At 68.8% G+C, this 25,648-nt stretch carries 24 protein-coding genes; 10 read left to right on the top strand and 14 right to left on the bottom strand.

What is annotated here, in order from left to right:
- Positions 1 to 615, bottom strand: coding sequence for a glutathione S-transferase N-terminal domain-containing protein (locus tag ABWV53_RS06815; RefSeq protein WP_353364262.1), 615 nt, complete (start codon positions 613 to 615; stop codon positions 1 to 3).
- Between the two features lie 152 nt (positions 616 to 767).
- On the opposite strand from ABWV53_RS06815, the gene purB reads away from it, so the two are divergent.
- Together purB and ABWV53_RS06805 are read left to right on the top strand one after the other, a co-directional pair.
- A complete protein-coding gene (gene purB / locus ABWV53_RS06810) occupies positions 768 to 2,147 on the top strand; it encodes an adenylosuccinate lyase (RefSeq protein ID WP_353364260.1) in 1,380 nt (459 codons plus the stop codon).
- 116 nt (positions 2,148 to 2,263) lie between these two features.
- Positions 2,264 to 2,824, top strand: a complete 561-nt coding sequence (locus ABWV53_RS06805; protein ID WP_353364258.1) for a YaeQ family protein — start codon at positions 2,264 to 2,266, stop codon at positions 2,822 to 2,824.
- A gap of 105 nt (positions 2,825 to 2,929) precedes the next feature.
- On the opposite strand, the gene ABWV53_RS06800 is transcribed toward ABWV53_RS06805, so the two are convergent.
- Both ABWV53_RS06800 and ABWV53_RS06795 read right to left on the bottom strand, forming a co-directional pair.
- Positions 2,930 to 3,232: a putative signal transducing protein gene (locus ABWV53_RS06800; protein ID WP_353364256.1), complete on the bottom strand. Its 303-nt coding sequence runs from the start codon at positions 3,230 to 3,232 to the stop codon at positions 2,930 to 2,932.
- A 133-nt stretch (positions 3,233 to 3,365) separates the two neighbouring features.
- The gene (locus tag ABWV53_RS06795) at positions 3,366 to 3,803 is read right to left on the bottom strand and encodes a DUF3717 domain-containing protein (RefSeq protein ID WP_353364318.1); all 438 of its coding nucleotides are present in this window, start codon (positions 3,801 to 3,803) and stop codon (positions 3,366 to 3,368) included.
- A gap of 613 nt (positions 3,804 to 4,416) precedes the next feature.
- On the opposite strand from ABWV53_RS06795, the gene ABWV53_RS06790 reads away from it, so the two are divergent.
- The 3 genes from ABWV53_RS06790 (at position 4,417) to ABWV53_RS06780 (ending at position 6,360) form a co-directional block, all read left to right on the top strand.
- A complete protein-coding gene (locus ABWV53_RS06790; RefSeq protein WP_353364254.1) occupies positions 4,417 to 5,175 on the top strand; it encodes a TerC family protein in 759 nt (252 codons plus the stop codon).
- A 207-nt stretch (positions 5,176 to 5,382) separates the two neighbouring features.
- A complete protein-coding gene (locus ABWV53_RS06785; RefSeq protein WP_353364252.1) occupies positions 5,383 to 5,868 on the top strand; it encodes a hypothetical protein in 486 nt (161 codons plus the stop codon).
- A gap of 135 nt (positions 5,869 to 6,003) precedes the next feature.
- Positions 6,004 to 6,360, top strand: a complete 357-nt coding sequence (locus ABWV53_RS06780) for a phage holin family protein (protein ID WP_353364250.1) — start codon at positions 6,004 to 6,006, stop codon at positions 6,358 to 6,360.
- Positions 6,361 to 6,501: 141 nt separating this feature from the next.
- Here ABWV53_RS06780 and ABWV53_RS06775 read toward each other — a convergent pair whose 3' ends face one another.
- Positions 6,502 to 8,091, bottom strand: a complete 1,590-nt coding sequence (locus ABWV53_RS06775; protein ID WP_353364248.1) for a M48 family metalloprotease — start codon at positions 8,089 to 8,091, stop codon at positions 6,502 to 6,504.
- Positions 8,092 to 8,267: 176 nt separating this feature from the next.
- Here ABWV53_RS06775 and moaC point away from each other — a divergent pair, with 176 nt between their 5' ends.
- Positions 8,268 to 8,780, top strand: coding sequence for a cyclic pyranopterin monophosphate synthase MoaC (gene moaC, locus ABWV53_RS06770; RefSeq protein ID WP_353364246.1), 513 nt, complete (start codon positions 8,268 to 8,270; stop codon positions 8,778 to 8,780).
- Here moaC and ABWV53_RS06765 read toward each other — a convergent pair.
- From ABWV53_RS06765 to sucC, 7 genes are all read right to left on the bottom strand, one after another.
- Entirely contained in the window at positions 8,777 to 9,559 is a 783-nt protein-coding gene (locus ABWV53_RS06765; RefSeq protein ID WP_353364244.1) for a hypothetical protein, read from the bottom strand. The genes moaC and ABWV53_RS06765 overlap by 4 nt on opposite strands.
- A gap of 60 nt (positions 9,560 to 9,619) precedes the next feature.
- On the bottom strand, positions 9,620 to 10,189 hold the full coding sequence (locus tag ABWV53_RS06760; protein ID WP_353364242.1) for a pilin: 570 nt from the start codon (positions 10,187 to 10,189) through the stop codon (positions 9,620 to 9,622).
- A gap of 211 nt (positions 10,190 to 10,400) precedes the next feature.
- Positions 10,401 to 11,075: an FHA domain-containing protein gene (locus tag ABWV53_RS06755; protein ID WP_353364240.1), complete on the bottom strand. Its 675-nt coding sequence runs from the start codon at positions 11,073 to 11,075 to the stop codon at positions 10,401 to 10,403.
- Positions 11,076 to 11,148: 73 nt separating this feature from the next.
- Positions 11,149 to 11,988, bottom strand: a complete 840-nt coding sequence (locus ABWV53_RS06750) for a Stp1/IreP family PP2C-type Ser/Thr phosphatase (RefSeq protein ID WP_353364238.1) — start codon at positions 11,986 to 11,988, stop codon at positions 11,149 to 11,151.
- 422 nt (positions 11,989 to 12,410) lie between these two features.
- A complete protein-coding gene (locus tag ABWV53_RS06745; RefSeq protein WP_353364236.1) occupies positions 12,411 to 13,103 on the bottom strand; it encodes a TerC family protein in 693 nt (230 codons plus the stop codon).
- 200 nt (positions 13,104 to 13,303) lie between these two features.
- On the bottom strand, positions 13,304 to 14,200 hold the full coding sequence (sucD, locus tag ABWV53_RS06740; protein WP_056669228.1) for a succinate--CoA ligase subunit alpha: 897 nt from the start codon (positions 14,198 to 14,200) through the stop codon (positions 13,304 to 13,306).
- A 54-nt stretch (positions 14,201 to 14,254) separates the two neighbouring features.
- Positions 14,255 to 15,415, bottom strand: coding sequence for an ADP-forming succinate--CoA ligase subunit beta (gene sucC / locus ABWV53_RS06735; RefSeq protein WP_353364233.1), 1,161 nt, complete (start codon positions 15,413 to 15,415; stop codon positions 14,255 to 14,257).
- A 177-nt stretch (positions 15,416 to 15,592) separates the two neighbouring features.
- On the opposite strand from sucC, the gene argC reads away from it, so the two are divergent.
- From argC to ABWV53_RS06720, 3 genes are all read left to right on the top strand, one after another.
- Complete coding sequence (argC, locus tag ABWV53_RS06730) at positions 15,593 to 16,525, top strand: N-acetyl-gamma-glutamyl-phosphate reductase (RefSeq protein ID WP_353364231.1); 933 nt, start codon at positions 15,593 to 15,595, stop codon at positions 16,523 to 16,525.
- Between the two features lie 96 nt (positions 16,526 to 16,621).
- Entirely contained in the window at positions 16,622 to 18,796 is a 2,175-nt protein-coding gene (locus tag ABWV53_RS06725) for a TonB-dependent receptor plug domain-containing protein (protein WP_353364229.1), read from the top strand.
- A gap of 2 nt (positions 18,797 to 18,798) precedes the next feature.
- Complete coding sequence (locus ABWV53_RS06720; protein WP_353364227.1) at positions 18,799 to 21,465, top strand: CHAT domain-containing protein; 2,667 nt, start codon at positions 18,799 to 18,801, stop codon at positions 21,463 to 21,465.
- A gap of 228 nt (positions 21,466 to 21,693) precedes the next feature.
- On the opposite strand, the gene ABWV53_RS06715 is transcribed toward ABWV53_RS06720, so the two are convergent.
- From ABWV53_RS06715 to ABWV53_RS06705, 3 genes are read right to left on the bottom strand one after another with little or no spacing between them, the layout of a single operon-like run.
- The gene (locus tag ABWV53_RS06715) at positions 21,694 to 23,232 is read right to left on the bottom strand and encodes a caspase family protein (protein ID WP_353364225.1); all 1,539 of its coding nucleotides are present in this window, start codon (positions 23,230 to 23,232) and stop codon (positions 21,694 to 21,696) included.
- A 54-nt stretch (positions 23,233 to 23,286) separates the two neighbouring features.
- A complete protein-coding gene (locus ABWV53_RS06710) occupies positions 23,287 to 23,988 on the bottom strand; it encodes an anti-sigma factor family protein (RefSeq protein ID WP_353364223.1) in 702 nt (233 codons plus the stop codon).
- Complete coding sequence (locus ABWV53_RS06705) at positions 23,985 to 24,590, bottom strand: RNA polymerase sigma factor (protein ID WP_353364221.1); 606 nt, start codon at positions 24,588 to 24,590, stop codon at positions 23,985 to 23,987. Before ABWV53_RS06705 ends, ABWV53_RS06710 begins: the two co-directional genes overlap by 4 nt.
- A gap of 240 nt (positions 24,591 to 24,830) precedes the next feature.
- On the opposite strand from ABWV53_RS06705, the gene ABWV53_RS06700 reads away from it, so the two are divergent.
- Positions 24,831 to 25,592: a hypothetical protein gene (locus ABWV53_RS06700; RefSeq protein ID WP_353364219.1), complete on the top strand. Its 762-nt coding sequence runs from the start codon at positions 24,831 to 24,833 to the stop codon at positions 25,590 to 25,592.
- Positions 25,593 to 25,648: the final 56 nt, after the last annotated feature.

Below are 25,648 nucleotides of genomic sequence, written 5' to 3'. Positions count from 1 at the left end.
TCAGCGTGGCGCGGTGTCGGCGAAGCTCGGGCGCAGTGCGAGCTTGTCGTACAGGCGGGCCAGGGCCGGATGGTCGCCGCGCCAGTCGATCTGCGGAAAGCGGAAGTCCAGCCAGCCGAGCGCACAGCCCACGGCGATGTCGGACAGGCTCAGGTGGATGCCGCTGCAAAACGGCTTGTCGCCCAGTCCCTGGGCCATGGCCTGCAGGCCGGAGCGCACCTTGCCCAGCTGGTAGTCGATCCAGGCGGTGCTGCGCTCGCCCTCGGCGCGGCCGTCCCAGATGGATTCGAGCCGCGCCAGGATGGCCGCGTCCATGACGCCGTCGGCCAGGGCCTCCCAGGTCTTGACCTCGGCACGCTCGCGGCCCTGGGTGGGGATCAGCCGGCCCACCGGCGAGAGGGTGTCGAGGTACTCGACGATCACGCGCGAATCGAACACGGCCTCGCCACCGTCCATGACCAGGCAGGGCACCTTGCCGAGCGGGTTGGACTGGCCGATGTTCGTGCCGGCGGCCCACACGTTCTCCTCGATGAAGCGGTAGTCGAGCTTCTTTTCGGCCATCACCACGCGCACCTTGCGCACGTAGGGACTGGAGTGGGATCCGATGAGTTTCATGGGGTGCGGGCGAGGGCCCGAGGTGATGGCCGGACAGGCGAAAAGAGGGGCGGCGAAGGCCGGCCGCTGATTCTAGGGGCTGCGGCCCGTGGAGTCTGTCGCTTGTCCGCAGCACCGCGCCGCTTGTCGGACGGCCCCTACAATTGCGCGCCATGAGCCTGTCCACCATCACCGCCCTTTCGCCGCTCGACGGCCGTTACGCCGCCAAACTCAGCCTGCTGCGCCCGATCATGAGCGAGCACGGCTACATGCACCGCCGGGTGCAGGTGGAGGTGGCCTGGTTCATCGCGCTGTCCGATGCCGGCTTCGAGCAGTTCAAGCCGCTGACCACCGGCGCCCGCGCCTATCTGCTGGGCCTGGTGAAGAACTTCTCCGAGGCCGATTCGCAGGCCATCAAGGACATCGAGAAGACCACCAACCACGACGTGAAGGCGGTCGAGTACTGGATCAAGTCGAAGTTCGAGGCCCGGCCCGAGCTGGAAAAAGCCGCCGAGTTCGTGCACTTCGCCTGCACCAGCGAGGACATCAACAACACCAGCCACGGCCTGCAGCTGCGCTCGGGCCGCGACCAGGTGATCCTGCCGGGGCTGGACCGCGTGGTGCTGAAGCTGCGCGAGATGGCGCATGCCCATGCCGACGTGCCCATGCTGAGCCGCACGCACGGCCAGACGGCCAGCCCCACCACGGTGGGCAAGGAGCTGGCCAACGTGGTGGTGCGCCTGCAGGCCGCCGTGGACCGCATCGCGGGCGTGAAGATCCTGGCCAAGATGAATGGCGCCGTGGGCAACTACAACGCCCACCTCTCGGCCTGGCCCGACTTCGACTGGGAAGCCTTCAGCAAGAAGGTCGTCGAGACGCCCGAGCCGCTGGGCCTGGGGCTCACCTTCCAGCCCTATTCCATCCAGATCGAGCCGCACGACTACATGGCCGAGCTGTTCGATGCCATCGCCCGCGCGAACACCATCCTGGTCGACCTGTCGCGCGACATCTGGGGTTACGTGAGCCTGGGCTACTTCAAGCAGCGCCTGAAGGCGGGCGAGATCGGCTCGTCGACCATGCCGCACAAGGTCAACCCGATCGACTTCGAGAACGCCGAAGGCAACCTGGGCCTGGCCAACGCGCTGCTGCGCCACCTGTCCGAGAAGCTGCCCGTGAGCCGCTGGCAGCGCGACCTGACGGACAGCACGGTGCTGCGCAACATCGGCGTGGCCATGGGCTACGCCGCGCTGGCCTACACGTCGCTGCTGACCGGCCTGAACAAGCTGGAGCTGAACCAGGAAGCGCTGGCCGCCGACCTGGACGCCAGCTGGGAAGTGCTGGCCGAGCCGATCCAGACCGTCATGCGCCGCTACGGCGTGCAGGGCGCCTACGAAAAGCTGAAGGAAGTCACGCGCGGCCAGGTGGTGACGGCCGAGGCGCTGCACGCGCTGATCGACGGCCTGGAGATTCCCCAGGCCGACAAGGACCGGCTGCTGGCCATGACGCCCGGCAGCTACACCGGCAAGGCGGCGGAGCTGGCGCGCCGGGTCTGACCCGCACTCCCTGCCGCCGCGCCTGGCGCTCGGCGCCGCTCTTTTGAAGTCAAATCGGCTGCCAGCGCTTGAACCGCAAGCGCTGGCAGCTATCATTTTGTGAGTGATTCGCCCCCATGGCCATCAAGTCCACCATCTTCAAGGCGAACCTCGCGATCGCCGACATCGACCACGGCTACTACGCCGACCACGCGCTGACGCTGGCGCGCCACCCCAGCGAGACCGACGAACGCATGATGGTGCGCCTGGCGGCCCTGGCGCTGAACGCCTGGCAGCTGCAGGCCGTGTGCCAGGGCGACGGCACGCTGGCCTTCGGCGCCGGCCTGTCGGACCCGGAAGACCCGGACGTGTCGATCACCGACTTCACCGGCCGCAAGCGGCTCTGGATCGAGGTCGGCCAGCCGGAGGACAAGCCGCTGGCCAAGGCGTCGTCCAAGGCCGACGCGGTGCTGGTGTACTGCTTCCACCACGCGGCCGAGGTCTGGTGGAAGGGCATACAGAACAAGCTGACGCGGCAGGACAAGCTGCAGGTCTGGCGCATTCCCGCCGAAGCCTCGCAGGAACTGGCCGCGCTGGCCGAGCGCAGCATGCAGCTGCAGGCGACGGTGCAGGAAGGCGCGCTCACGCTCAGCAGCACGCAGGGCAGCGTGCACGTGGAGCCGGTGCGCTGGAAGTGAGCGGCACCTGCCCGGCCGGCACTGAAATTTCATGCCAAATGAGCCTGTAGCGCTTGATTCATCAGCGCCGGCAGCTATTAATTCAATAGCAAATCGCCGGCCCCGTCAGTTCGGCATCGGCCTGCCGCATTGCCAGCACTGCTCGAACCCGCCTTCCACCTCTTCGCCGCAAACGCAGCGCCAGTGGCGCTGGGGCAGGTCTTGCAGGGCCTGCAGCAGCTGGCGGGCGCGTTCGGCATGCTCGGCATGTTCCAGCCAGATCTCGGGCAGGCATTCGCTGGGCGGCAGGTGCCCGGCCGCGGCGCCCAGGTACTGCCGCTGGACGGACGCGGGCATGCCGGCCTCGCGCAGCAGGTCGCTCCACAGCGTGGCGATGGCGATGTTCGGTGCCGTGGTCAGGCGCTGCATGGTGGGCGGTCTTCGGGGGTGGGCGGAGCGGTTCGCTTCACCATAGCCGCAGGCCGCTGCCGAGTAAAGGGAAAGCGGAGGAAAGCGGCGGGGCCGGCCTCGGCCGCCGGCCGCCCCGCTGGAGGGGTGGGGGTCAAGTCCCCGCCGTGGCGCCCGACCGGCCCTCCGCCGCCCGCTCGGCATAGCGGTTGAATCGCCAGGCCGCGCCTTCGAGGGTGATGCGTCGCCATACGACGCGCTTTTCCAGCGGCGTCATGCCCAGCCAGTGCTGCACCTCGGCGAAGCTGCGCCCGCAGCCCTTGCATTGCTCGTCGCCCTGGCTGGTTGAGCAGATGGCGATGCAGGGCGTATCGGGCGTGGTGTCGTACCAGGCCAGCCAGGCCTGCAGCGCGGCCGGGGGCAGTGCGGTGCCGTCCACCTCGTCCTCGTGCCGGTAGACCATGAGCGCGTAGACCTCGGCCAGCGCGAGCAGCTCCGGGCACAGCGCCGCGCCCTCGGCATGCGCGGGCGGCCGGCGGGCGCGCCAGTAGTTGATGGCGGCCTCGATGTCGGTGATGTGCAGGCGCGCCAAAGCAGCGGGCGGGGAAGAAGAAGAAAAAGCCATGGGTGCGCGAAGGGGGGCCGATCATACCGTCGGCCCGGCACGGCCGGCGCGTTGCGTGCCAAGCGCCCATGCAGGCGCGAATGCTTTCTTTTCGATAGCAGCCCGCTCAGGCGGGACAAGCGCCGGACGGCTTTTTCATCGCATCTCAGGGCAATCCCGGGCCCGTGCGTCTTGCCGCTGTGTAAAAGGCTGTGTTCCAATGCGGGCTTCGAAGGGGAGTAGCTCCCCACCATCCGGTTTCTGGCCTGCACGGGCCGCCACTGGCCTGGTGATCGGTCCTGTCGTCAGTACGAAGCGCTTCGCTTCCGGCAGTCCGGGTGGGGTGTGCCGCCGTCCTGGTTTTTTCCAGATGCGCGCATGCCTGGCCGAGCAAGACCTTTGATGGGCCCCATGGGGGCTGATCAAGGCCGACCTCCCTTTTCGACGCACCGCGCCACCGCGGGCGGCCTGCCTGATCGAAGTCCCCGTTGCCCACGGAGTGCCGCAAGGCGTTCCTGATCTTCGGCAGGGCTCGACGCCGCAGGGGCGGCGAGTCCTTCCTTTTCGTTTCGGTTTTCGTACACGACGTTTGAGGGAATTTATGGACTTCTTGACATCGCCCGAGTTCTGGGTGGCGCTCGGCCAGATCATCATCATCGACATCCTGCTGGGTGGCGACAACGCGGTGGTGATCGCACTGGCCTGCCGCAAGCTGCCGGCCGCGCAGCGCACCAAGGGCATCATCTGGGGCACCGCCGGTGCCATCATCCTGCGGGTGGTGCTGATCGCCTTCGCGATGACGCTGCTGAACCTGCCGTTCCTGAAGTTCGTCGGCGCCATCCTGCTGGTCTGGATCGGAGTGAAGCTCCTGGCGCCGGACGAGGAGGGCCACGGGGACGTGGCGGGCAGCGACAAGCTCTTCGCCGCCATCAAGACCATCATCGTCGCCGACTTGGTGATGAGCGTGGACAACGTGATCGCCATCGCCGGCGCGGCCCAGAACGCGGGCGAGCACTCGCTGCTGCTGGTGGTGCTGGGCCTCTTGATCTCCATCCCGATCATCGTCTGGGGCAGCCAGCTGGTCATCAAGCTGATGGAGAAGTTCCCGATGATCATCACCATCGGCGGCATGCTGCTGGGGTGGATCGCCGGGGGCATGCTGGTCACCGACCCGGCCTTCACCAACCCCGACCGCTGGACCTGGGCGCCCAAGTGGGGCACGCTGGATGCGCAAGGCATGGCCGTGATCTCCGACACGCTCTACTGGACGGCCCACATTGCCGGCGCCCTGCTGGTGCTGATCGTCGGCAAGCTGCTCGTCGCGCGCCGCCTGAAGGCCGGCGTGGCCGGCGGCCACTGATACGGCTTGGCCTTCCACCGGCTGACGTGACGGCGTTGGCCGGTGGGAGGCGAATCGGTATGAGAACGCGCCACCGTGCGGCCGGCCGGGAACCCTGGCGCCGCACCGCGCTCCCATAGGCTGGCTGGGGCGGTCCGGGTACCGCCCCTTTTTTCCCACATCGCCCCCGGCCCTGCCTTGCACGGCCCGCTGACGGAGGACCTTCCCATGAACAAGATCATCGTGTACGTGGACGACGCAGCGCATGCGCAGCAGATCCTCGGGCCCTTCACGGGCCGGCAGGCGGGCGGCGCCGGCACCCACTGGATCCTGGTGGCCTGCGCGCCGCGCATGACGCACCGCATCAGCAAGTGGGTGAGCCACAGCGCCCGCGAGAACTGGCGCGCCAAGTGGGCCGACAAGCTGTTCGCACAGGTCGTTCCGTGGCTGCGCTCCGGTGACGGCCAGCAGGTCGTCTCGACCGTGCTGGCCAAGGGCCCGCTGCCCGAGCTGCTGGCCCACCTGCAGGCCGAGCACGGCGCCGGCACCCAGGTGGTTGACGCACGCCGGCCCAAGCAGGAGGCCGTGGCACCGGTCGCGGCCCCCGCCGCCACGCCCGTATCCGTCCTCGTCACCAAGAAGCCTTCGCGCAACTGGTCGCTGCCCGGCTCGCTGGCCAGCCTGGCAGCCATGTTCTTCCTCGTGGCGGAGTGATTCGCAGGCATCCTGCCTGATTGCCGCACCGGCACCCCTCATCGGCCGCCCCACCCCTTCGCGGGTCTGGCGGCCTTTTTCTTGCCCGCCACGGGGCCCGCCTGCACGGCGCGGCCTGCTGCTATCCTTTGGCGCATGAAACTGCTTCTCAAATGGCTGCTGAGCGCAGTCGCCCTGCTGTGCGTTGCCTACGTCTACAGCGGCGTGGAAGTGCGCAGCTTCCCCGCCGCGCTGGGGGCGGCCTTCGTCATCGGCCTGTTCAACGTGGTGCTGCGGCCGATCCTGGTCGTGCTGACCCTGCCGGTCACCATCCTGACCGTGGGGCTCTTTCTCTTCGTCATCAATGCACTGATGTTCTGGGCCGCCGCCAGCGTGCTGGGCGACGGCTTCCAGGTGCGGGGTTTCACGGCGGCGCTGATCGGCTCGCTGATCTACTCGGCCCTGGGGCTGGTGATCGAAGCCGCGCTCGGCGGGCTGTTCGTCAGGAAGTGATGCTCGGCTGACGAGCCCATTGGCTCGTCGACCGGCCGGCGGGCGAACGCGGCGCCGGGCCCACTCTGGCAGATCGGCCGATCCACCAGGCGCCTTCCGCTTGCGCCGCGCTCGGAAGGCTCCGCAGGGTCGTCTGCTTCGTCAACGCTCCGCCGCCTGCTCCTTGAGCTTGGCCTGCATGTCCCGCAGACGGGTATCGATGATGGACGCCTCGATGTAGTCCGCCGCGGCGGCGCTCTTGCGCGACAGATCCTGGCCGGCCTTGAACCGGTCCACCGCCGCCGCATAGTCGTAGCGCGCCGCCTGGGCCTCTGCCTCGGCACGCACGGCGCGCAGCGGCTGGCCCTGCTGTTGCCACACACCGGCCAGCAATTGCCATACGCCCGCGTCGCGCGGGTGGGATGCCAGCCAGTTCTGCAGCGGCCCGGTCATGTCGGCGGAGGCGCCCCTTCGCAGCAGCGCCTGCGTGCGCAGCACCAGCTCCGGCCGGCTCGTGCCGCCTGGCGCCGTGGCCGCAGCCGATGGTTGGCGGGCACTGGCCGCGGGCGCATCGTCGCCCAGGCCCAGATCGGCCGCCGTCAGCGTGGTGCGTGACGCCGCCGCGGCCGATTGCACGGGCGCCAGCCGCGCCGCCGCCGCACGCGGGTCGCCCGCGGCCATGTCCACCTCGGCCGCCAGCAGCCGGGCCTGGCGCATGGCGGGCGCATCGCCCTGCACGGCCTCGTCCAGGCCCTTCAACCCTTCCCGGGCCTGGGCCACGTCCTGCAACTGCACGGCGCTGAGCACCGCCGCATACCAGCCGGCGGCCTGCTGCGCGGCGGGGCGGGCGGCGAAACCTGTGCTGCGCGGCTCCAGCTCCCACTGCCGCCAGGCGTCCACGCCAGGGCGCATGAGCACCCGGGCGCGGGCGGCCATCATCGCGTGCTCCAGCGTGGGCGGCGGCGCCGGCGCGGCGCCCTGCGGAATGCGGGAATGCATGTCGGCCATGCGCTGGCTCGTCAGCGGGTGGCTGCGCAAGTAGGGCCAGCTGCCGTTGTCGTTGATGCGGTTGGCCTGCTGGAGCTTGTCGAACATGCTGACGAACCCCTGCGGCGCAAAACCCGCCGGCGCCATCAGCCCGTAACCGACCCGGTCGGCCTCGCGCTCCATGTCGCGCGAAAAATTGAGCTGGTTCTGCACCGCCAGCGCCTGCCCGCCCACCATCATGGCCTGCGCCGCCTCGGGGTTCTTGCTGGCCGCCAGCGCACCCAGCACCAGGGCACCCAGCATCAAGGGCGTCTGCCGGTTCTGCTGCGCGATCAGGCGGGAAATGTGGCGCTGGGTGACGTGGCTGAGTTCGTGCGCCAGCACCGAGGCCAGCTCGTCCCGCGTGCTGACCACCCCCACCAAACCCAGGTGCACGCCGAAGTAGCCACCCGGCAAGGCGAACGCATTCACCGTGCGGTCCCGCCCGAGCAATACCTCCCAGGCAAAGCGCTCCTCCAGCTCCTGCGACAGCTCACCCCGCTCACGTGCGGCCTTCAGCAGCTGCTGGAACAGCGTCTGCACATACTCGTTCAGGATGGGGTCGTCGATGTAGTCCGGATCACGGTACAGCTCACGGATGATCCGGTCGCCAAGGCGCCGCTCCTCGCTGGTGGTCATGTCGGCACCATCGCCCATGGAGGGCAGGCCGCGTTGGGCATGGGAGATGGCGGGTGACAACAGCCACCCCGACGCTACCAATACCATAGCTACCAGCGACCGCCACACCACGGATGCAGGCCGTTTTCTATCCAGACTCACAGGGCATCTCCTTCCGACGGAACCCCACGCGAGCATGCCGGGGCGCCGGTACATCGCCGTATGATGCCCTGATCCCCGATTTGTTTCGTGCACGACCTTCACCCGCGTGCCGCACCCGACTTATGAGCGAAAACCCTGTTTCTTCCGCCTCCCCTTTGACCCATTTCGACGCCCAAGGTCAGGCACATATGGTGGATGTTGGTGGTAAGCCACACACACACCGCCTAGCCGTGGCAACTGGACGAATTGAATTGAAGGCGGAGACCTTGAAGCTTATTCAGGCAGGAACGAATAAAAAAGGAGATGTACTCGGGATCGCCAGGATTGCAGGAATTATGGCAGCCAAGAAAACTAGTGATTTGATTCCTTTGTGTCATCCTTTGTCCTTGACAAGAATTACGCTGGAATTTGACATTCACTCGGAAGGAATATGTGCAATTCAATGTCGTGCTCGCGTCGAAACCGTCGGCATGACAGGTGTAGAAATGGAAGCGCTGACCGCCGTACAAGTCGCATTACTAACCGTCTACGATATGTGCAAAGCTGTAGATAGAGATATGTCCATAACTTCAGTGTACATTTTAGAAAAATACGGCGGCAAGACAGACTTTATCCACAAAGGTTTGCAAGACTAAAATCCGTCCACCGGTGCATAATCAACAATCTCGCCGTCTGACCTAGTAATTGCTATCCAATCGAGATTTTTTTCCGAAACCAATGGGATATAAAAAAACTCTGATTTTACCGGTTGTTTCTTTACTATTTTACTGATTTCGCGTCGGTGCTGTTCATCCTTGACCCCTAACTTGTCCAGCGGCTTAAGTTTGGCAACAAGTTCACTTTTTGATCTCTCATCAAAGCTTTGCCACCACCCCGGTCGCAAGGATGTTGGCAATCCCTGGAGAGACAAATTAAGACTGTCCAAATATTCTTTTTGATTTGCAGGCTTACGAATGTCGAATACTGGAAGATCTGCTAGCCGAGCGATATTATCTGGCTTGAAATTGCTAGTCGAAAAATTAACCGGCAATTGATTAGCTGTAATTAGCACCAATCGATCTACCTCAAAAACCACAGCCACAGGCCGAGCGCTATAAATAACCCAAACGCCATAAACCAAACTCGCAAATTGAATCAGTCCGACAAGTGCAAGATCAATAATCAACGTCTTTTTTTGCTTTTTGGGACTGACTAGAACCAACGTTAGAAATGGTCCGCAAAGTAGATCCACAAATGCGAGCACCCACACTATTTTAGTAACGTTAAGCATCCTTGCCCACGGCATTGGATACCAATCAAGATAAATCAACGTCGCCACCAAGCCCACCAGCAAGCCACTTATTATTAAATGTGCGGCGCCCCATCTCCAACTGTAACGAATGCGAGCTGATATCGTTTTCCAGAAAAATAACATAACAGCAACTCACAAAGCAAAAAAAAGGCGCCTGAAGCGCCTTTTTTTAATTAACAAAGCTCAACGGCATTCGGCAGGTGCCAAACGAACAGGCAAGGTAGGAGCCGTTGTTGGCGTGATGCCGAAGGGCGACGTAGCGCCAGCTGCACGGCACTTCCACTTGATAGCGTCTTGGGGAGGAGTGAAAGCAGCGGTTCCGTCAGGCAGACGAACGGGGGTAGCGGCAGGCCCGGTGTAGGGCACCAACGTGAGAAGGTTGGTGGCCGCAGGTTGGACGCGCGCAGTGTAAGGAATGGTGATGTCCCCAGTCACAGGTGCGATCCGGATCGCAGTAGCCACAGTTGTGGTTGCGTTAGCAGTCTGGGTGTTTGGGCCAATGACGTTATCTGAAGCAGTAGGCGCGAAGAAACCGGCACCATAGCCAGCAGCATCGGCGACCGTCGCACCCTTCGCCATCACATCGGCAACATTGAGTTTGGCAGTAGTTGCACCGACCATCCCTTCAGAGACACGCGCACGAATCGTGTAATCCTGATAAGCAGGCAGTGCCACAGCAGCCAAAATACCAATGATCGCCACGACGATCATCAATTCGATCAGGGTAAAACCCTTTTGCAGATTGCGTTTCATAAGATTCTCCAAAGAGTCAATTTCAAAAGAAACCTGCCGAAGGATTCTTCAGGTTCGGCCTATGTTCAGCAGGTTGCGTGCCAGCTGCTCCGACGTCGGCCACCGGCTGCAAACGCTCGCAAATGTCAACAAACAGTTACATAGTAGTCGGGACAATGCGTGAGATGACAAATTTGTAAGACCAAGCTGTCACATCCGGCAGATCTAGCCTTCAACCTAACAAGAATTCCATCTCCGTCCCTGCCAACTCGATCCGGTCACCTGCCTTCAACGTGGTGGCTTCCGCCTGCGTACCCACTCCATTGACCCGCGCCTTGCTGTCGCCCTCGATATGGACCAGCACGAATTCGTGGTGGCGCTTGTTGATCGACGCCACTGCGACGCCCGGCTTGCCGATGGTGGTGACCACCTTGGTCAGCACGACTTCGCGGCCGGCGGCGGGGCCCGTCAGCACGCGGATGGAAGCGGTGGGTGCGGGTGTGGCACTGAGCGGCATGGCGCCGGAGAGAGGCGCGGTGCGGGAGAGCTCGGGCCGCGGCGGGGCCATGCCGGGCCGGAACACCATCGTGCGCTCGAAGTTGTCCGCGGGCTCTGCTTCATGGACGAAGCGGATCTTGTACTTGCCCAGGTCGACCACGTCGCCGTTGCGCAGGTGCAGGCGCTGGATGGGCTGGCCGTTGACGTAGGTACCGTTGGTGCTTTGCAGGTCTTCGATTTCGACCGCGCCGCCGGGCACGGGCATGTGCAGCACGGCATGCTCACCGCTGATCGCCAGGTTGTCGATCACCACGTCGTTGTAGGGCCGGCGGCCAACCGTGGTGCGGTCCTTGGTGAGCGGGACTTCCTTGATCACCACGCCGTCGATGGAGACGATCATTTTGGGCATGGGCCACTACTCCTGTTTGTTCTGTCGTTGTGAGGGGCGTTGTCGGAAGGTGGATCGCGTCGGGGTGCGCAGGTCATTCGCCGGGCCCGCCGGTGCCGAAAAGGCGGGCCATGAGTCCACGGCTCCTGGCCACTGCGCCAGGCGCGGCAAGGCTCTGCGCCAGCAGCACGGTGATGTTGTCCCGTCCACCCAGCTCGTTGGCCAGCTCGATCAATCGCGAGGCCTTGAGGGGTAAAGCAATCGGCATGCTCAGCACCTGGGCCACGGTGGCGTCGTCCACCATGTCGGTCAGGCCGTCCGAGCAGAAGAGGAACAGGTCCTGGGCCTCCACGGGGAATTCGTTGATCTCGACCTGCACGGTGGCGTCCACCCCCAGCGCCCGGGTGACGAGATTGCGATAGCCCGAGGCGGCCGCCTCTTCGGGCGACAGCAGGCCGGCATCGATCTGTTCCTGCAGCCAGGAATGGTCCCGGGTGATCTGCTGGAGGGTGCCGCCGCGCCACCGGTAGCAACGTGAGTCGCCGATGTGGCCCAGGATGAGCCGGTCGTTCTGGAACACGCCCACCACCAGCGTGGTGCCCATGCCGGTGTATTCGGAATGGGCCAGGGCCGCGCTCAGGATGGCGTAGTTGGCATTGGTGACGGCGGTTTCCAGCGCCCGGCGGATGTCCGCACCGGCCACGCCCGTGCCGGCTTCGCGCAACCAGCGCGACATGTCGGAGCCGATGGCCTCGATGGCCATGCTGCTGGCCACTTCGCCCGCGTTGTAGCCGCCCATGCCGTCCGCCAGCACAGCGATGCGCAGATCTTCCAGCACGGCCACGGCGTCTTCGTTGTTGCCGCGCACCCGGCCACGGTCCGACAGGGCGCAGAACGCATAGTCCAGGCGTACCGGGGCGGCGGAAGGCTTCATGCGCAACGCGGCCACGGGAGCACGCGGGTCAGGCAGGCTGCGATACCCGTCGACGGCGACCGGGAGATGGAAGAGGGAGCAAGGGGGGTGGACCGCTTCGGTGCCGCTGAAAAGTTGTGGAAATCCGCCATATCGTGCCTTGTTGGGTCGCGCACGCATCATAGACGAGGGGGGTATGCGCAAGCAGCCCCCCATGGCTAAAACCGACCTGCATCGCCCTTCGGCGCAGAGCCGGAAACTCGGCGACCGCCAAGCCCTGGCGGAGAAAAAAGCCGCGCCGCCAGTCAGAGGGACGGAGCGAAGCCTCCGCGCCAGGCAGGGCGCCAGGCACAGCCGTTGCCCAGGCCATGGCAGGCACCCGCACCGCAACAAGACTGAATTGCTGCGGCGCGAGCGGGCACGGCCGGCTCTTTCGCCCCCTGTCAGGCCGCAGCCGACGTGCGCCGGTGCGCCCGGGCCTGCATCCACTTGCCGCCACCGACCACCAGCAGCGCGCCCAGCGCGGCAGCGACGTAGTGCAGCCAGGGGTGGGCCATGGCGTAGCCATGCAGCGCGGCGTCGTTGGCGATGGTCTCGCCGCCCACCCAGCCGATCAGGCCCGCGCCCAGCAGGACGATGACGGGGAAGCGCTCCATCAGCTTGATCATCAGCGTGCTGCCGAAGATGACCAACGGGATGCTGATGGCCAGGCCCAGGATCAGCAGCACCATGTTGCCCTGCGCCGCAGCGGCCACCGCGATGACGTTGTCCAGGCTCATCACCAGGTCGGCGATGAGGATGGTGCGCACGGCGGCCATCAGTCCGCCGTTCGGCTTGGCTTCACCCTCGCCGTCGTCGTTGTCGGTCAGCAGCTGGAAGCCGATCCAGAGCAGCAGGCAGCCGCCGATGATCTGCAGGAAGGAGAGTTCGAGCAGCTTGGCCGCGACCACGGTCAGCACGATGCGCAGGAACACCGCGGCGCCCGAACCCCAGGCGATGGCTTTCTTTTGCTGGTGCGGCGGCAGCGAGCGGGCCGCCAGGGCGATGACGACGGCGTTGTCGCCCGAGAGGATGATGTTGATCCAGACGATCTTGACCAGGCCGATCCAGAAGTCGGCGGAATGAATGAATTCCATGGCGATTGCTCCACTGTTATGAATGCAAGAAGCGCCCGAAACATGCGTTTCGGGCGCTTCTCTTATGGGAGCGGACAGTGTAGCCAAGGCCGACGGGCCGGGTCGTGCGTAGTTTTGCGTAGCCAGCCACGCTCCACGCCACGGGCCCGTCCGGGGCCTCGTTCACACCGTGCACCGGCCGGCAGGCCGGCGCAGGCGCATTACTTCAGCTGGGCCTTGAGCAGCTTGCCCAGTTCCGACGGGTTGCGCGTGATGATGAAGCCGGACTCTTCCATGATGGCCAGCTTGGCATCGGCCGTGTCGGCGCCACCGGAGATCAGCGCGCCGGCGTGGCCCATGCGCTTGCCGGGAGGGGCCGTCACGCCAGCGATGAAGCCGACGATCGGCTTCTTCATGTTGGCCTTGCACCATTGGGCGGCTTCGGCTTCGTCCGGGCCACCGATTTCGCCGATCATGATGACGGCGTCGGTGTCCGGGTCGTCATTGAACGCCTTCATCACGTCGATGTGCTTCAGGCCGTTGATGGGGTCGCCACCGATGCCCACGGCGCTCGACTGGCCCAGGCCGACTTCGGTCAGCATGGCGACGGCTTCGTACGTCAGCGTGCCCGAACGGGACACGACGCCGATGCGGCCCTTGCGGTGGATGTGACCGGGCATGATGCCGATCTTGATTTCGTCGGGCGTGATCAGGCCGGGGCAGTTGGGGCCCAGCAGCAGGGTCTTCTTGCCGCCGGCGGCTTCCTTGGCCTTCATCTTGTTGCGCACTTCGAGCATGTCGCGAACAGGAATGCCTTCGGTGATGCAGATGGCCATGTCCAGGTCGGCCTCGACGGCTTCCCAGATGGCGGCGGCGGCGCCTGCGGGCGGCACGTAGATCACCGACACGGTGGCGCCGGTTTGCGATGCGGCTTCCTTGACGGAGGCGTAGATCGGGATGTTGAAGATCGACTCGCCGGCCTTCTTCGGGTTCACGCCGGCCACGAAGCAGTTCTTGCCGTTCGCGTATTCCTGGCACTTTTCAGTGTGGAACTGGCCCGTCTTGCCCGTGATGCCTTGGGTGATGACCTTGGTGTCTTTGTTGATGTAGATCGACATGATGCGTGTCCTAGTCAGTCGGGGACGGAGCTGAAGATCCGTCCCCAAAGGTCATTACTTAACGGCAGCAACGATCTTCGTCGCGGCTTCGGCCATGGTGTCTGCGGCGATGATGGGAAGGCCCGATTCGGCCAGCATCTTCTTGCCCAGCTCTTCGTTGGTGCCCTTCATGCGCACGACCAGCGGCACGTTCAGGTTCACGGCCTTGCAGGCGGTGATGACGCCGGTGGCGATGGTGTCGCACTTCATGATGCCGCCGAAGATGTTGACCAGGATGCCTTCGACCTTGGGGTTCTTCAGCATGATCTTGAAGGCTTCGGTGACCTTCTCGGGGGTGGCACCGCCGCCCACGTCCAGGAAGTTGGCCGGCTCGCCGCCGAACAGCTTGATGGTGTCCATGGTGGCCATGGCCAGGCCCGCGCCGTTCACCAGGCAGCCGATGTTGCCGTCCAGGCTGATGTAGGCCAGGTCGAACTTGGAAGCTTCCACTTCGGCCGGATCTTCTTCGTCCAGGTCGCGGTAGGCCACGATTTCAGGGTGGCGGAACAGCGCGTTGGCGTCGAAGTTGAACTTCGCGTCCAGGGCCATCAGGTTGCCCTTGGAGTCGCAGTTCAGCGGGTTGATTTCCACCAGCGACGCGTCGGTCTCCATGTAGCACTTGTAGATCTTCGCGAAGATGTCCACGGCCTGGTCGACGGAGGCACCCGTCAGGCCGATGGCGGCCGCGACCTTCTTGCTCTGCTCGGTGGTGATGCCGGCGATGGGGTCGATCATCTCGGTGATGATCTTCTCGGGCGTGGAGTGGGCCACTTCCTCGATGTCCATGCCGCCTTCGCTGGAGGCGATCAGGGCGACCTTCTGCGTGGCGCGGTCGGTGACCAGCGAGACGTAGAGTTCGTTCTTGATGTCGGCGCCGTCTTCGATGTAGAGGCGGCGGACCTTCTGGCCTTCGGGGCCGGTCTGGTGCGTCTTGAGCTGCATGCCCAGGATGTCGCCGGCGAGCTTCTTCACATCGTCGATGCTCTTGGCCACCTTCACGCCGCCGCCCTTGCCACGGCCACCGGCGTGGATCTGGGCCTTGACCACCCACACGGGGCCGCCGAGCTTCTGGGCTGCTTCCACGGCTTCCTGAACCGTGAAGGCGGGAATGCCGCGCGGAACGGGCACACCAAAATTGCGCAAGATTTCCTTGCCTTGGTATTCGTGAATCTTCATGAGGTCTCTCTCAGGAAAGTATGGTGGTTACCCGTTTGCCATGATCAGATGTGGATGTCTGGCGCGGGCTCGAGGACATGGCAACCGACGACTGTATCATGCTGCGACGCACCATCCATGTGGATATAACTTACGTGTCCGTGGCGGCCCGCCCGCTTTCTTTGCAGGAGCAGATTGATGTCTAAAGTGTTTATCGATGGCGAAGCCGGCACCACGGGACTGGAGATCCGCGAACGCCTGCAGGCCATGCCGCAGATTGAGCTGGTGAGCATCGCGCCCGAGCTGCGCAAGGATGCGGCCGCCAAGCGCGCGCTGATCGCCGGCGTCGACCTGGTCGTGCTGTGCCTGCACGACGATGCCGCGCGCGAGACCGTGGCCCTGGTCGATGCCATCACCGCCGAGACGGGCCGCACCATCCGCATCATCGACGCCTCCACCGCGCACCGCACGGCGCCCGGCTGGGTGTACGGCTTTCCCGAACTGTCGGCCGACCAGGCCGAGGCCGTGCGCGGCGCGCTGCGCGTGTCCAACCCCGGCTGCTATGCCACCGGCGCCATCGCGCTGGTGCGGCCGCTGGTCGATGCCGGCCTGCTGCCCAAGGATTACCCGGTGGCGCTGCCTTCGGTCAGCGGCTATTCGGGTGGCGGGCGCACCATGATCGAGGCCTATGAGAAGGGCGAAGCAGCGCCTTTCGAGCTGTATGCGCTGGGCCTTTCGCACAAGCACCTGCCCGAGATCATGAAGTACACGGGCCTTGCCCGCCGGCCCATCTTCACGCCCTCGGTCGGCAACTTCCGCCAGGGCATGCTGGTGCAGCTGCCGCTGCACCTGGACCTGCTGCCCGGCGCGCCCAAGGCTTCGGACCTGCACGATGCGCTGGCCGCCCATTACGCCCGCAGCAACACGCCCGACCAGTGGGTGCGCGTGCTGCCCCGCACGGACGACGGCAAGATCGAACCCACGGCCCTGAACGACACCAACCAGCTGGAGCTGCGCGTGTTCTCCAGCGACGAGCACCGCCACGCCGTGGTGGTGGCCCGGCTGGACAACCTGGGCAAGGGCGCCAGCGGCGCGGCGGTGCAGAACCTGAAGCTGATGCTGGGCCTGTAAGCCGACAGCCTCAGGTGGCCGCAGCGCGGCCTTTCATCCAGAGGACAAAAAAAGAAGCCCGCCGATGAGCGGGCGGCTCGGGGAGGGCCGTATCCAATGCCACGCCAAGAATTGCTTCGCCACGCCCGCCGGGTCTGGAGCGGCGCCAGCCTGTGCGCGGCCGCAGCCGCAGCCACCGCCGCCCTGCCCGCCGCGGCGCAGACCCTGCCCACCGTGGACGTGCAGGACGCCCCCTCCGCCGTCGACGCCCAGACCCGCTCGTATGGCCGCGAGGAGCTGGCCCGCTATGGCGATGCCACCCTGTCCGACATCCTCCGGCGCCTGCCCGGCATTACGCTGGATGCGGACGGGCGGCTGCTTCTGCGCGGCATGGGCGGCGGCTACACGCAGGTGCTGCTGAACGGGCGGCCCCTCTCGATGCAGGGCAACGGACCGGTGCTGGACGGCCTGGGCGCGGAGGTGATCGAGCGCATCGAGATCGTGCGCGGCGCCACCGCCACCGACAGCGGAGAAGGCGTGGCCGGCACGGTGCGCATCGTCACCCGCGAAGCGCACGGCGAACGCATCCGCCGCGCCCGGGTGGAGGGCGGCCGCACCCAGGGCGGCTCCACTGGCCTGGTGGCGCTGGAGCTGGGCGACCGGCTGGGCGACGTGGACTGGCTCGTGTCCGGCCGCTGGCGCAATGAGCGCACCGACATCCACCGGCGGACCGAATCGGTGGGCTCGGCGGCGGACGGCTCGACCTACTACGTGGACCGCACCCGCCTGCAGACCGCCGAGCGCCGGCGCGACTTCGTCACCCATGGCTCCCTGGCCTGGCGCGCCAGCGCGCAGGACCAGGTCACCCTGCAGTGGCTGGGCGAGCTGGGCGCGTCGCGCAAGCACACCCCGGGCGTGCTCGACCACGACGCGCCCTGGCCCGCGCCATACGCCACCTCGCTCACGCGCGACGACGAGCCCCGCTTCTGGCACCTGGAGCCGCAACTGCGCTGGCAGCACCGTCTGGCGAGCGGCGGGACCTGGACGGTGGATGCGAGCCAGTCCCGCTCCGGCTCGCGCAGCCAATGGGACACCGCCACGTTCGACGGCGAGGGCGAGCTGCTGGACCGGAGCGACTGGCGCGGCAGCTCGCAAGAGCGCAGCCAGCGCGTCGGCCTGAAGTGGGAGCAGCCCCTGGCCCCTGGCTGGCGCTGGGCGGCGGGCGCCGAACTGCTGCGGGAGCGCTACCGCGAAGACGCGCTCTCGGACGGCGAGCCCGAGAGCTCGCGGCTGCGCCGCCGCGCCGCGTCGTTCTTCGGGCAGGTGCAGTGGAGCCCGGCCGCCGACCGGCGCATCGAGACCGGCCTGCGCCGCGAGCGCCGCCGCATCGACAGCGGCGACGCGGAGAACGCTGGGCAAAGGCAGAGCGGCGACCACCTCTGGCTGCCGTCAATCAACGCCACGTGGGACGAGACCGCCGACCGCAGCTGGCATGCCGGCCTCGCCCGCACCTACCGCCAGCCGCGCCTGCGCGACCTGTCGCCCGGCGGGCGCAGCACCGGCGATGCCAACCAACCCTTCTTCCCCGACATGCGCGGCAACCCGGCGCTGCGGGCCGAGACCTCCACGGGCGCCGAGCTGGGCCTGCGGCAGGCCTGGGGCCCCGCCACGGCGCGGGAAGAGCGCCCCGGCGAGCTGCGGCTCGGCCTCTTCGCACGCGACATCCAGAACGCCATCACCCGGCGGCTGTTCCAGGACGACGATGGCCGCTGGGTGGTGGCACCGTTCAACATCGGCAACAACCGCGTGCTGGGCGCCGAGGCCGAGCTGCGCTGGGACATGGACCGGCTCGCGCCCGACCACCCCTGGCGCGCCCCGGTCGTGCTGCGCGCGGACCTCACGCTCACCCGCTCGCGCGTGGCGAGCAACAGCCCGGGCGTGCCTGCGCGGCTGGTCGGCCAGTCGCCCGTGGTGCTGGGGCTGGGCTTCGACGCCGGCAGCCGCCAATGGCCCGCGTTCACCTGGGGCGCCACGCTGCGGGCCGAGGCCGGCTACACCTCGCAGCCCAACACCGTCGGCCAGCTGCGCACGCGCCCGCTGGCCACGCTGGACGCCTACGCGCTCTGGAAGGTCGATGCCGCCACCCGGCTGCGGCTGCGCACCACGCAGTGGGGCTCCGACTGGCGCACCCGCCTCGCCACCCCGGTGCACGAAAGCGGCAGTCAGCAGACCGACACCGTGCGCCTGAGCCGCCCCTGGACCGTGGCGCTGTCGCTGGAACGCGACTTCTGACCATGGCCTGGGCCCGTGCGGCGCGGATCGTGCGGCACGCGCTGGCGGGCTGGGCGATCGCGGCCGCCACCCTGGCGGGTGCCGCCGCGCCCGCTGCCCCGGCCCCGGCCGAAACGACCGCCACCCGCGCCGAAACCCTGCTGCAACGGGCCGCCGCCACGCTGCAAGGCGCGGCCGACCCCGCCGGCTGGAACGACCTGCGGCAGGCCCGCCGCCTGTGGTCAGCCGGCCCCGGCCTGTCGCCCCGCGAGCGCGCTCTGGGCCTGGCCCGCGCCGGCCAGGTCGCCAGCTGGCTGCACGCGCAGCGCGGGCAGTGGGACCGCGCCGACGCCGAGGCACGCGCATCGCTGCGCATGGCCCGGCAATGGCTGCCGCCGGACGGCGCCGAGGTGCTGGGCGCGCGCCAGGTGCTCTTCTCGCACGCGGTGGCGCGCCAACAGTGGCAGCGGGCGCGGGACGAACTCGCGCAGCTGCGCCCCTGGCTGGCCGCCGACGACCAGTGCGACGACGCGCTGTGCGCCAACGTGCTGGCGACACGCTCGCGCATGCACGCGGCGCAGCAGGACCTGGACGCCGCCTACGCCACGGCCCGTACCGCGCACTGCTTCAGCCTGCGCACCGGCGAGCCGCAGGGGCTGGGCTGGACCGAGCTGTCGCTCGCCAACCTGGCCGGGCGCCTGGGCCGGCGCGACGAGGAGCGCGGCTGGCTCGAGGCCGTGCTGCAGCGTGCAGACCGCGGAGAGCTGCCCGCCGACCACCCCGCCGTGCCGCAGGCGCGCAGCGCCCACCACGCCTGGCTGGCGGAAAGCGGCGGCGCGGCGCAGCTGGCTGCAGCGCGCCAGCAGGCACAACAGGCCACCGACGCCCTGCAGGCCCGCGAAGGCCTGTTGTCGCGCGACCGCGCCGGGCTGCTGCTGGACCGCGCCGCCCTGAGCCGCCGCGCCGGCGACCTGGACGCCGCACGCCGCGAAGCGGCCGAAGCCTGGGCGATCGGCTGGGCGACGCAGCACGTGGATACGCAATGGCAGGCCGTGGAGCGGCTGGTGCTCCTGTCGCAAGGCCGCAAGACACCCTGGGCGGAAGCGGCCTACGGCAAGATGTTCGTCAACACCGTGCAGCGACAGCGTGCCGATCTGCGCAGCTTCGCTCCCCAGGAGCAGGACCGCTTCGTGCAGCCCCGCCTGCCGGGCTACGAGGAGCTGGCCGATGCCCTGCTGCGCATGCAGCGCTGGGCCGAGGCCGAGCAGGTGCTGTCCCTGGTGCGCAGCAACGCCTACCACGCGCTGGTGCGCAGCGCGCCGCCACCGCAGGCGCTGCCCTTCACGCCGGGCGAGCGGCCCGGCCAGCAGCGGCTGGCGCAGGCCGGGCAGTCGCTGCGGCAGTTGCACGACCAGCTGCGGCGCACCGAGCGGCCGGCCGACGAGGCCATGCAGGCCCGCGTGCGGGCGGAGCTGGACGGCGCGATGCAGGCGCTGCTCGACCTGGCCCGGCCGCCGGGGGGAGCGCCGGCGGCCGGCGCGCCCGCGGCCGCCCCTGGCGCGGTGCCCGAATCGCCCTCTGGCGGCGGCGCCACCCGCGTGGTCTACCTGCCCGGCCCCGACACGCTCCACATCGCCGTGCAGCCGCCCGGGGGCCAGGCCACGGTGCGGGAGGTGGCCATGGGCGACGCCGACCTGCTGGACCACGTGGCCGCGCTGCGCCGGGCCTTGCAGAACCCCGCGGCCGACCCGCTGCCCGCCGCCCAGGCACTGCATGCGCTGCTGTGGGCGCCGATCGCCGATCTGGTGCCCACCGGCGACCACGCTCCGCGGGTACGGCTGCGCGCCGAGGGCGTGCTGCGCTACCTGCCCTTCGCCGTGCTGCACGACGGGCAGCGCTGGCTGGTCGAGCAGGCCACGCTCAGCCTGGACGGCGGCGGCGCGCTGCCGCCCCCCGGCGCGCCCGCGACGCGCCGCGCCGCCGTGCCGCGCCGGGGCTGGGCCTTGCTGGGCGCCAGCCACGGCGGCGGACTGCCGGCGCTGCCCCAGGTGCCGAGCGAGCTGCGCGCCCTGCGGCAGCTGGCGCCCGGGCCGGCCGCGGCCACACCGCTCTCGTTGAACGAAGCCTTCACGCCCGAGCGCCTGCGCCAGGCGCTGGCCACGCGCCAGGTGGTGCACATCGCCAGCCACTTCGTGCTGACGCCCGGCCAGCCCGAGGGGGGATGGCTGCAGCTGGGCCGCCACCGGCGGCTGACGCTGCAGGCCTTGGCCGGCCCCGAATACCGCTTCGACGGTCTGGAGCTGCTGACGCTTTCCGCCTGCGAAACCGCGCTGCCCGCCGACCCCGGCGCTGGCGATACGCCGCTGGAGAGCCTGGCATGGCTGGCGCATGCGCGCGGCGCGCGCAACGTGCTGGCCAGCCTGTGGGCCGTGCCCGATGCGCCCACGGGCCAGCTGATGGAGCGCGTGTATGCGCAGATCGCGCAGGGGCAGCGCCCCGTCGCCGCCCTGCAGCGGGCGCAGCGCGGCCTGCTGCAGGAGCCGCCCCCGCCCGAGGACGCGTCCGCCGCGCGGGGTCTGCGCCCGCTCGCATCGGCGAGCGCCGTGGCCGCAGAGCCGGCCGCCCGGCCACCGTCGCTGCATCCGTACTACTGGGGCGCGTTCGTGGTGCTGTCGGCCGAACCGGACTGATTGCTACTATTTACTAGCTGTAGGCGCTTATGGGATAAGCGCCAGGGGCAGATTTCACCCTGGATTGACCTGCCCAGGCGCGTGGCCGCCGTGTGCAGGTACACGTTTAGGTCCGCCGGACCCGTCACACGGCCTGCGCCGCGCATCGTCTGCTCTTTTTTTCATAGCTGTTGGCGCTTGAAGCACAAGCGCCAGCGGCCCTTTTCACTGCCGAAGAATCGCCGCAGCTCATGCGGACGGGCGCGCCACGCTCCTGCCGTCCGCCAGTTGCCATTCCGCCCGGGCCTGCCAGGCGGGCGGCACGGCCTGAGACACCTCGCGCGGCAGGCCGTCCTTCGGCACCGGCGCCACCTGCAGCACCAGCGCCTCCGCGCCCGGCGACGGCCCCGGGGTGACGGCGAAGCGCCGGTGCAGCCGAGCCGGGGCACGCGGCGTGCCGGCGTCCAGGCGGGTGCTGTCGCCGGCCAGCGCCGGGTACAGCACGGTCTGGCCGCCGGCCGCGTCCCCGTACACCAGCAGCACGTCCACCGGCAGGCCGCTGGTGTTGTCCAGCTGCAGCTCCAGCACCGAGCCCTCGGGCAGCGTGCCGAGCGCGAGCCGGGGCCGCTGCGCCCAGTCCCACGACCGGGCGGGCGCGCCCGGCGCTGCACAGGCCAGCCGCGCGCGCACGCCGACGGGCAGCGCCACCGCCGCTGCGGACGGCGCGGGCTCGTCCAGCCGCAGCGGCGCCTGGGGGGCATGCGTCCAGAGCGGCGCGAGCAGGCTGCCCTCGAAGCGCGGCGAGGGCCAGGCTGAGGCCGGCAACCCCGCCGCCCGCGCCCCCCGGCGCGACCAGGCGGTGAGCGCACGGGCCAGCGCCGCATAGTCCGGCAGCGCCGCAGCGCCCGGCGCCAGGGCCGCGAGGGCTGCGCACAAAGCGGCGGTGAACAGCCCGCGCACCGCGCCGTCGGGCGCCCGCCATTCGGGCGTGCGCTGGGTGGTCTCGCAGGCCAGCAGGGCGACGTAGCCCGTCGGGCGCGGGCGGGCAGGCGGCAGACGGTCGGGCAGCAGCGATGAAGCGGGGGGGGTGGGCGGTGCCATGGGATGCGGGCCGCTCCCAGGCAAGGGCTCCAGCGCCTGCAGGTCGGCCACCCGCAGGCCCCGCCAGGCCAGCCCCGGCACGGTGGAACGGGTGGCCGACGCGGCATGGCAGGCGTCCACCGCCACCACCACGTGGGCACCGCGTGCCAGCCAATCGTCCACGCTCTGGCCGATCTCGGCGTCGCTCACCGCGCCCTGCAGCGGCCACGGGCTGCGGGCGGGCAGGCGGGCGGCGTCGGCGGTCAGCAGGCAGGTGCGCAGGCCGTCCGGCTCGTTCGCCAGCGGCGGCGGGGGCGCCACCCGCACGCCGTGCCCCGACCAGAACAGCAGGACGGTGTCGCCCGGCGCCAGCCGGCGGCCCTGGGCCTGCAGCGCCTTCAGCACCTCGGCCCGGTCGGGCGAGGCTGCCGCGCTACCGGCGACGCCGTCGGCCAGCACGGTGATGTGCTGCGGCAGAAAACCGTGCCCGGCGAGCGCCTGCCGCACCGCCGCCACGTCGTGCGCCGGACCCTTGAGCCACAGGGCGGCGGGCTGGCGCGCCAGGGCCGAGACGCCGATCAGCAGGGCGTGCCGCGTGGCGCCGGCGGCCGAGCCAGCCGCGGCGGCGGCCGGTCGCGGCCCCAGGCCGGCGAGGGGCGGCAGCGCGGCCCAGCCGGTGGTGGCGATGATGGCTTGGCGGCGTCGCACGGCAGCGGCCTGGTGGATGCGAGAGGGTGGGAAAGGATCCGCCGGCGCCGCGCGTCAGGGCGCGCCGGCCTGCAGTACGGCGGGGTGGGCCCGGGCCGCCTGCAGGGCGGCCGCAGCATCGGCTGCGTCAGGCACTTCCAGCACCCACTGGCCTGGCGACTGCAGCACCAGGCGGCGGCCCGGGTGGCCGGCCAGCAGCGTCGCCAGCGTGTCCGCCGTCGCGCCCGGGCGCAACCGCAACGCGATGCTGGCGACAGGGGCGACGGCGGCGGGCGGCGGCGCCTCGCGCAACGCCTCCACCCCGGCGCCGCGCCAAGCCAGCTCGGCCGGCGGGCTGGTTTCGCGCCAGGCGATCCAGCCGGCCTGCGCCACGATCACCAGCGTGGCCAGGGCGCCGGCCGGCTGGGCGAACCAGCGGGGCCGGCGCGGCGCCGCCCGAGGCGGTGCGGCCGGTGCAGCCGGTGCAGGGCGGGCCGGGCCTTCCGTGGCGGCCACACCGGGCGGGGCCTGCCGCATGCGCGCACGCAACTGCTCGAGGCCGGCCTGCAGGGGTTCCTGGGCGGCCTCCTCGCGCAGGTCGGCGCGCACCTGCCGCAGCCAGCGCACCTCCTGCGCGCTGGCGGGGTGGCGCGCGACATGCGCCACCACCCAGGCGGCGTCGGCCGGCGGCAGCACGCCGCTCAGGTAATCGGGCAGCAGGTCGGCGAAGCGCCTGGCTTCCTCGTCGCCCAGGGGGCCGGGCCGGGGGTCGGTCATGGGCGGCCCCCTTGCAGGCCCAGCCAGCGCTCCATGCACAGCCGCAGGTGGCTGCGGCCGTGGAAGAGGCGGGTCTTGACGGTGTTCTCGGGGCACTGCTGGATGCGCGCGATCTCGGCGAGCGGCAGGTCCTCCAGCGCCCAGAGCATCAGCGCCTCGCGCTGCAGGCCGTTGCGCAGGCGGCGCAGGCAGCTCAGCAGGCCGGTGCGGCGCTGCACGGCGTCCAGCTGCTCGGCCGGGCCGGGCGCTTCGTCGGCATGGCGCTCGGCCGCGTCGTCGAAGCCTTCGCCCGTGATTTCGCGGCGGTGCCGCGCACCCCACTGCCGCAGCCGGTCGATCGACTTGTTGCGGGCCAGGGTGAGCAGCCAGGTGCCGAAGGCCACCCGCCCGTCGAAGCGGGCCGGCTCGCGCCAGAGGTCGTGGAACACATCCACCGCCACCTCCTGCGACAGGGGCTCCGCCTCGGGGCCGCAGGGCGCGAGCTGCAGGCGCGCGAACAGCTGCACCTTGCCCGCCCAGGCGCGCCAGAGCATGGCCATGGCTTCTTCGTCGCCTGCCTGAATGGCTGCCAGCAGTTCCTGAGGGGAGGGGGAGACGGACATGGAGAAATGGACGGGGCCGGGCTGCCACCGGCGGATGCGAAGTGCCGCCCTGGCGGCGGCGTGCGAATGATAGCCAGCGGCCGGCGCACTCCCGGGCGCGGCACCCGAAGATTTTTTGAACCGCCGGGCGACGCCGCGCGAACAACACACAGGTCCGGCGGATTCCGCTGCCGGAAAGCGGCTCCCGCACCACCCGGTCATTCCACCGTCGACTCCCCCCAAGCTCCAAGGATTTCGCCCATGCAGTTCCCTCGTTCCCTGTGCGCCGCCGTCGTCGTGTCTGCCTTGCTGGCCGCCTGTGGCGGTGGTTCCGGCGGCAGCGACAGCCCCGGGCCCGGCCCAGGCACCGGTACCGGCTCCGGTGGCGGCGCCGCGAACCCCGCGCCCGCGCCCACCACCGCCAGCTTCAAGGCCTTTGGCCAGCTCGACCCGGCAAGCGCCATGGACGCGCCGACGCTGGTCGGCAACGTGCCGGTCAACGCCGGCGGCCTGGTGAACGGCGCGTTCTTCATCGGCACGCTCGCGGTCACCCTCACACCCACCAGCGACGGTGGCTACACGGTCAGCAACAGCGTCTACAACACCGTGCTGACGCGCGCGGGGCTGATCGAGCTGTGCAACGCCTCCGGCCTGGGCGACGGCACGAATGGCCTCAAGAGCCGCTACGTGCTGCTGCCGGGCACCGCCAACGCGGTGGCGGTCACCGCGCTCAAGGGGCGCTCGTTCAAGCTGTACGAAGACTGCGCGCAGACGCCCCGCTCCACGGCGCTCTTCCAGGCCGACGGCACCGTGCTGGAGCGCGAGGCCGGTGGCGCGAGCGAGACGATTTCCGCCGCCGAGGTGGCCGCCACCTTCGGCACCACCGGCTTCACCACCACCGAGGGCACCTCCATCGCCCGCGCCTTCCAGCTGGCGAGCGGCAAGTACGCCTTCGTCTCGCACGGGCTGCCGGGCGGGGCCGGCAATGCGCGGGGCTATGTCGAGTTCTTCGTCGAGGAATGAGCGGCCGCCGCGCCCCGCCGGGGCCGCGTGCCCCGATGGCATCCACCCACCACCAC

This window comes from Acidovorax sp. FG27, assembly GCF_040365715.1.
In the GTDB taxonomy this organism is placed as follows: domain Bacteria; phylum Pseudomonadota; class Gammaproteobacteria; order Burkholderiales; family Burkholderiaceae_C; genus Paracidovorax.
The sequence above is the reverse complement of the archived record's forward strand: the minus strand, read 5'-3'. Positions and strand labels throughout refer to the sequence as shown.

Excerpts from the sequence above, each read along its gene's own strand:
- ABWV53_RS06815 (WP_353364262.1), bottom strand. The coding sequence starts at position 615 with ATGAAACTCATCGGATCCCACTCCAGTCCCTACGTGCGCAAGGTGCGC.
- purB (WP_353364260.1), top strand. The coding sequence starts at position 768 with ATGAGCCTGTCCACCATCACCGCCCTTTCGCCGCTCGACGGCCGTTAC.
- ABWV53_RS06805 (WP_353364258.1), top strand. The coding sequence starts at position 2,264 with ATGGCCATCAAGTCCACCATCTTCAAGGCGAACCTCGCGATCGCCGAC.
- ABWV53_RS06800 (WP_353364256.1), bottom strand. The coding sequence starts at position 3,232 with ATGCAGCGCCTGACCACGGCACCGAACATCGCCATCGCCACGCTGTGG.
- ABWV53_RS06790 (WP_353364254.1), top strand. The coding sequence starts at position 4,417 with ATGGACTTCTTGACATCGCCCGAGTTCTGGGTGGCGCTCGGCCAGATC.
- ABWV53_RS06785 (WP_353364252.1), top strand. The coding sequence starts at position 5,383 with ATGAACAAGATCATCGTGTACGTGGACGACGCAGCGCATGCGCAGCAG.
- ABWV53_RS06780 (WP_353364250.1), top strand. The coding sequence starts at position 6,004 with ATGAAACTGCTTCTCAAATGGCTGCTGAGCGCAGTCGCCCTGCTGTGC.
- ABWV53_RS06775 (WP_353364248.1), bottom strand. The coding sequence starts at position 8,091 with ATGGTATTGGTAGCGTCGGGGTGGCTGTTGTCACCCGCCATCTCCCAT.
- moaC (WP_353364246.1), top strand. The coding sequence starts at position 8,268 with ATGAGCGAAAACCCTGTTTCTTCCGCCTCCCCTTTGACCCATTTCGAC.
- ABWV53_RS06765 (WP_353364244.1), bottom strand. The coding sequence starts at position 9,559 with ATGTTATTTTTCTGGAAAACGATATCAGCTCGCATTCGTTACAGTTGG.
- ABWV53_RS06760 (WP_353364242.1), bottom strand. The coding sequence starts at position 10,189 with ATGAAACGCAATCTGCAAAAGGGTTTTACCCTGATCGAATTGATGATC.
- ABWV53_RS06755 (WP_353364240.1), bottom strand. The coding sequence starts at position 11,075 with ATGCCCAAAATGATCGTCTCCATCGACGGCGTGGTGATCAAGGAAGTC.
- ABWV53_RS06750 (WP_353364238.1), bottom strand. The coding sequence starts at position 11,988 with ATGAAGCCTTCCGCCGCCCCGGTACGCCTGGACTATGCGTTCTGCGCC.
- ABWV53_RS06745 (WP_353364236.1), bottom strand. The coding sequence starts at position 13,103 with ATGGAATTCATTCATTCCGCCGACTTCTGGATCGGCCTGGTCAAGATC.
- sucD (WP_056669228.1), bottom strand. The coding sequence starts at position 14,200 with ATGTCGATCTACATCAACAAAGACACCAAGGTCATCACCCAAGGCATC.
- sucC (WP_353364233.1), bottom strand. The coding sequence starts at position 15,415 with ATGAAGATTCACGAATACCAAGGCAAGGAAATCTTGCGCAATTTTGGT.
- argC (WP_353364231.1), top strand. The coding sequence starts at position 15,593 with ATGTCTAAAGTGTTTATCGATGGCGAAGCCGGCACCACGGGACTGGAG.
- ABWV53_RS06725 (WP_353364229.1), top strand. The coding sequence starts at position 16,622 with ATGCCACGCCAAGAATTGCTTCGCCACGCCCGCCGGGTCTGGAGCGGC.
- ABWV53_RS06720 (WP_353364227.1), top strand. The coding sequence starts at position 18,799 with ATGGCCTGGGCCCGTGCGGCGCGGATCGTGCGGCACGCGCTGGCGGGC.
- ABWV53_RS06710 (WP_353364223.1), bottom strand. The coding sequence starts at position 23,988 with ATGACCGACCCCCGGCCCGGCCCCCTGGGCGACGAGGAAGCCAGGCGC.
- ABWV53_RS06705 (WP_353364221.1), bottom strand. The coding sequence starts at position 24,590 with ATGTCCGTCTCCCCCTCCCCTCAGGAACTGCTGGCAGCCATTCAGGCA.
- ABWV53_RS06700 (WP_353364219.1), top strand. The coding sequence starts at position 24,831 with ATGCAGTTCCCTCGTTCCCTGTGCGCCGCCGTCGTCGTGTCTGCCTTG.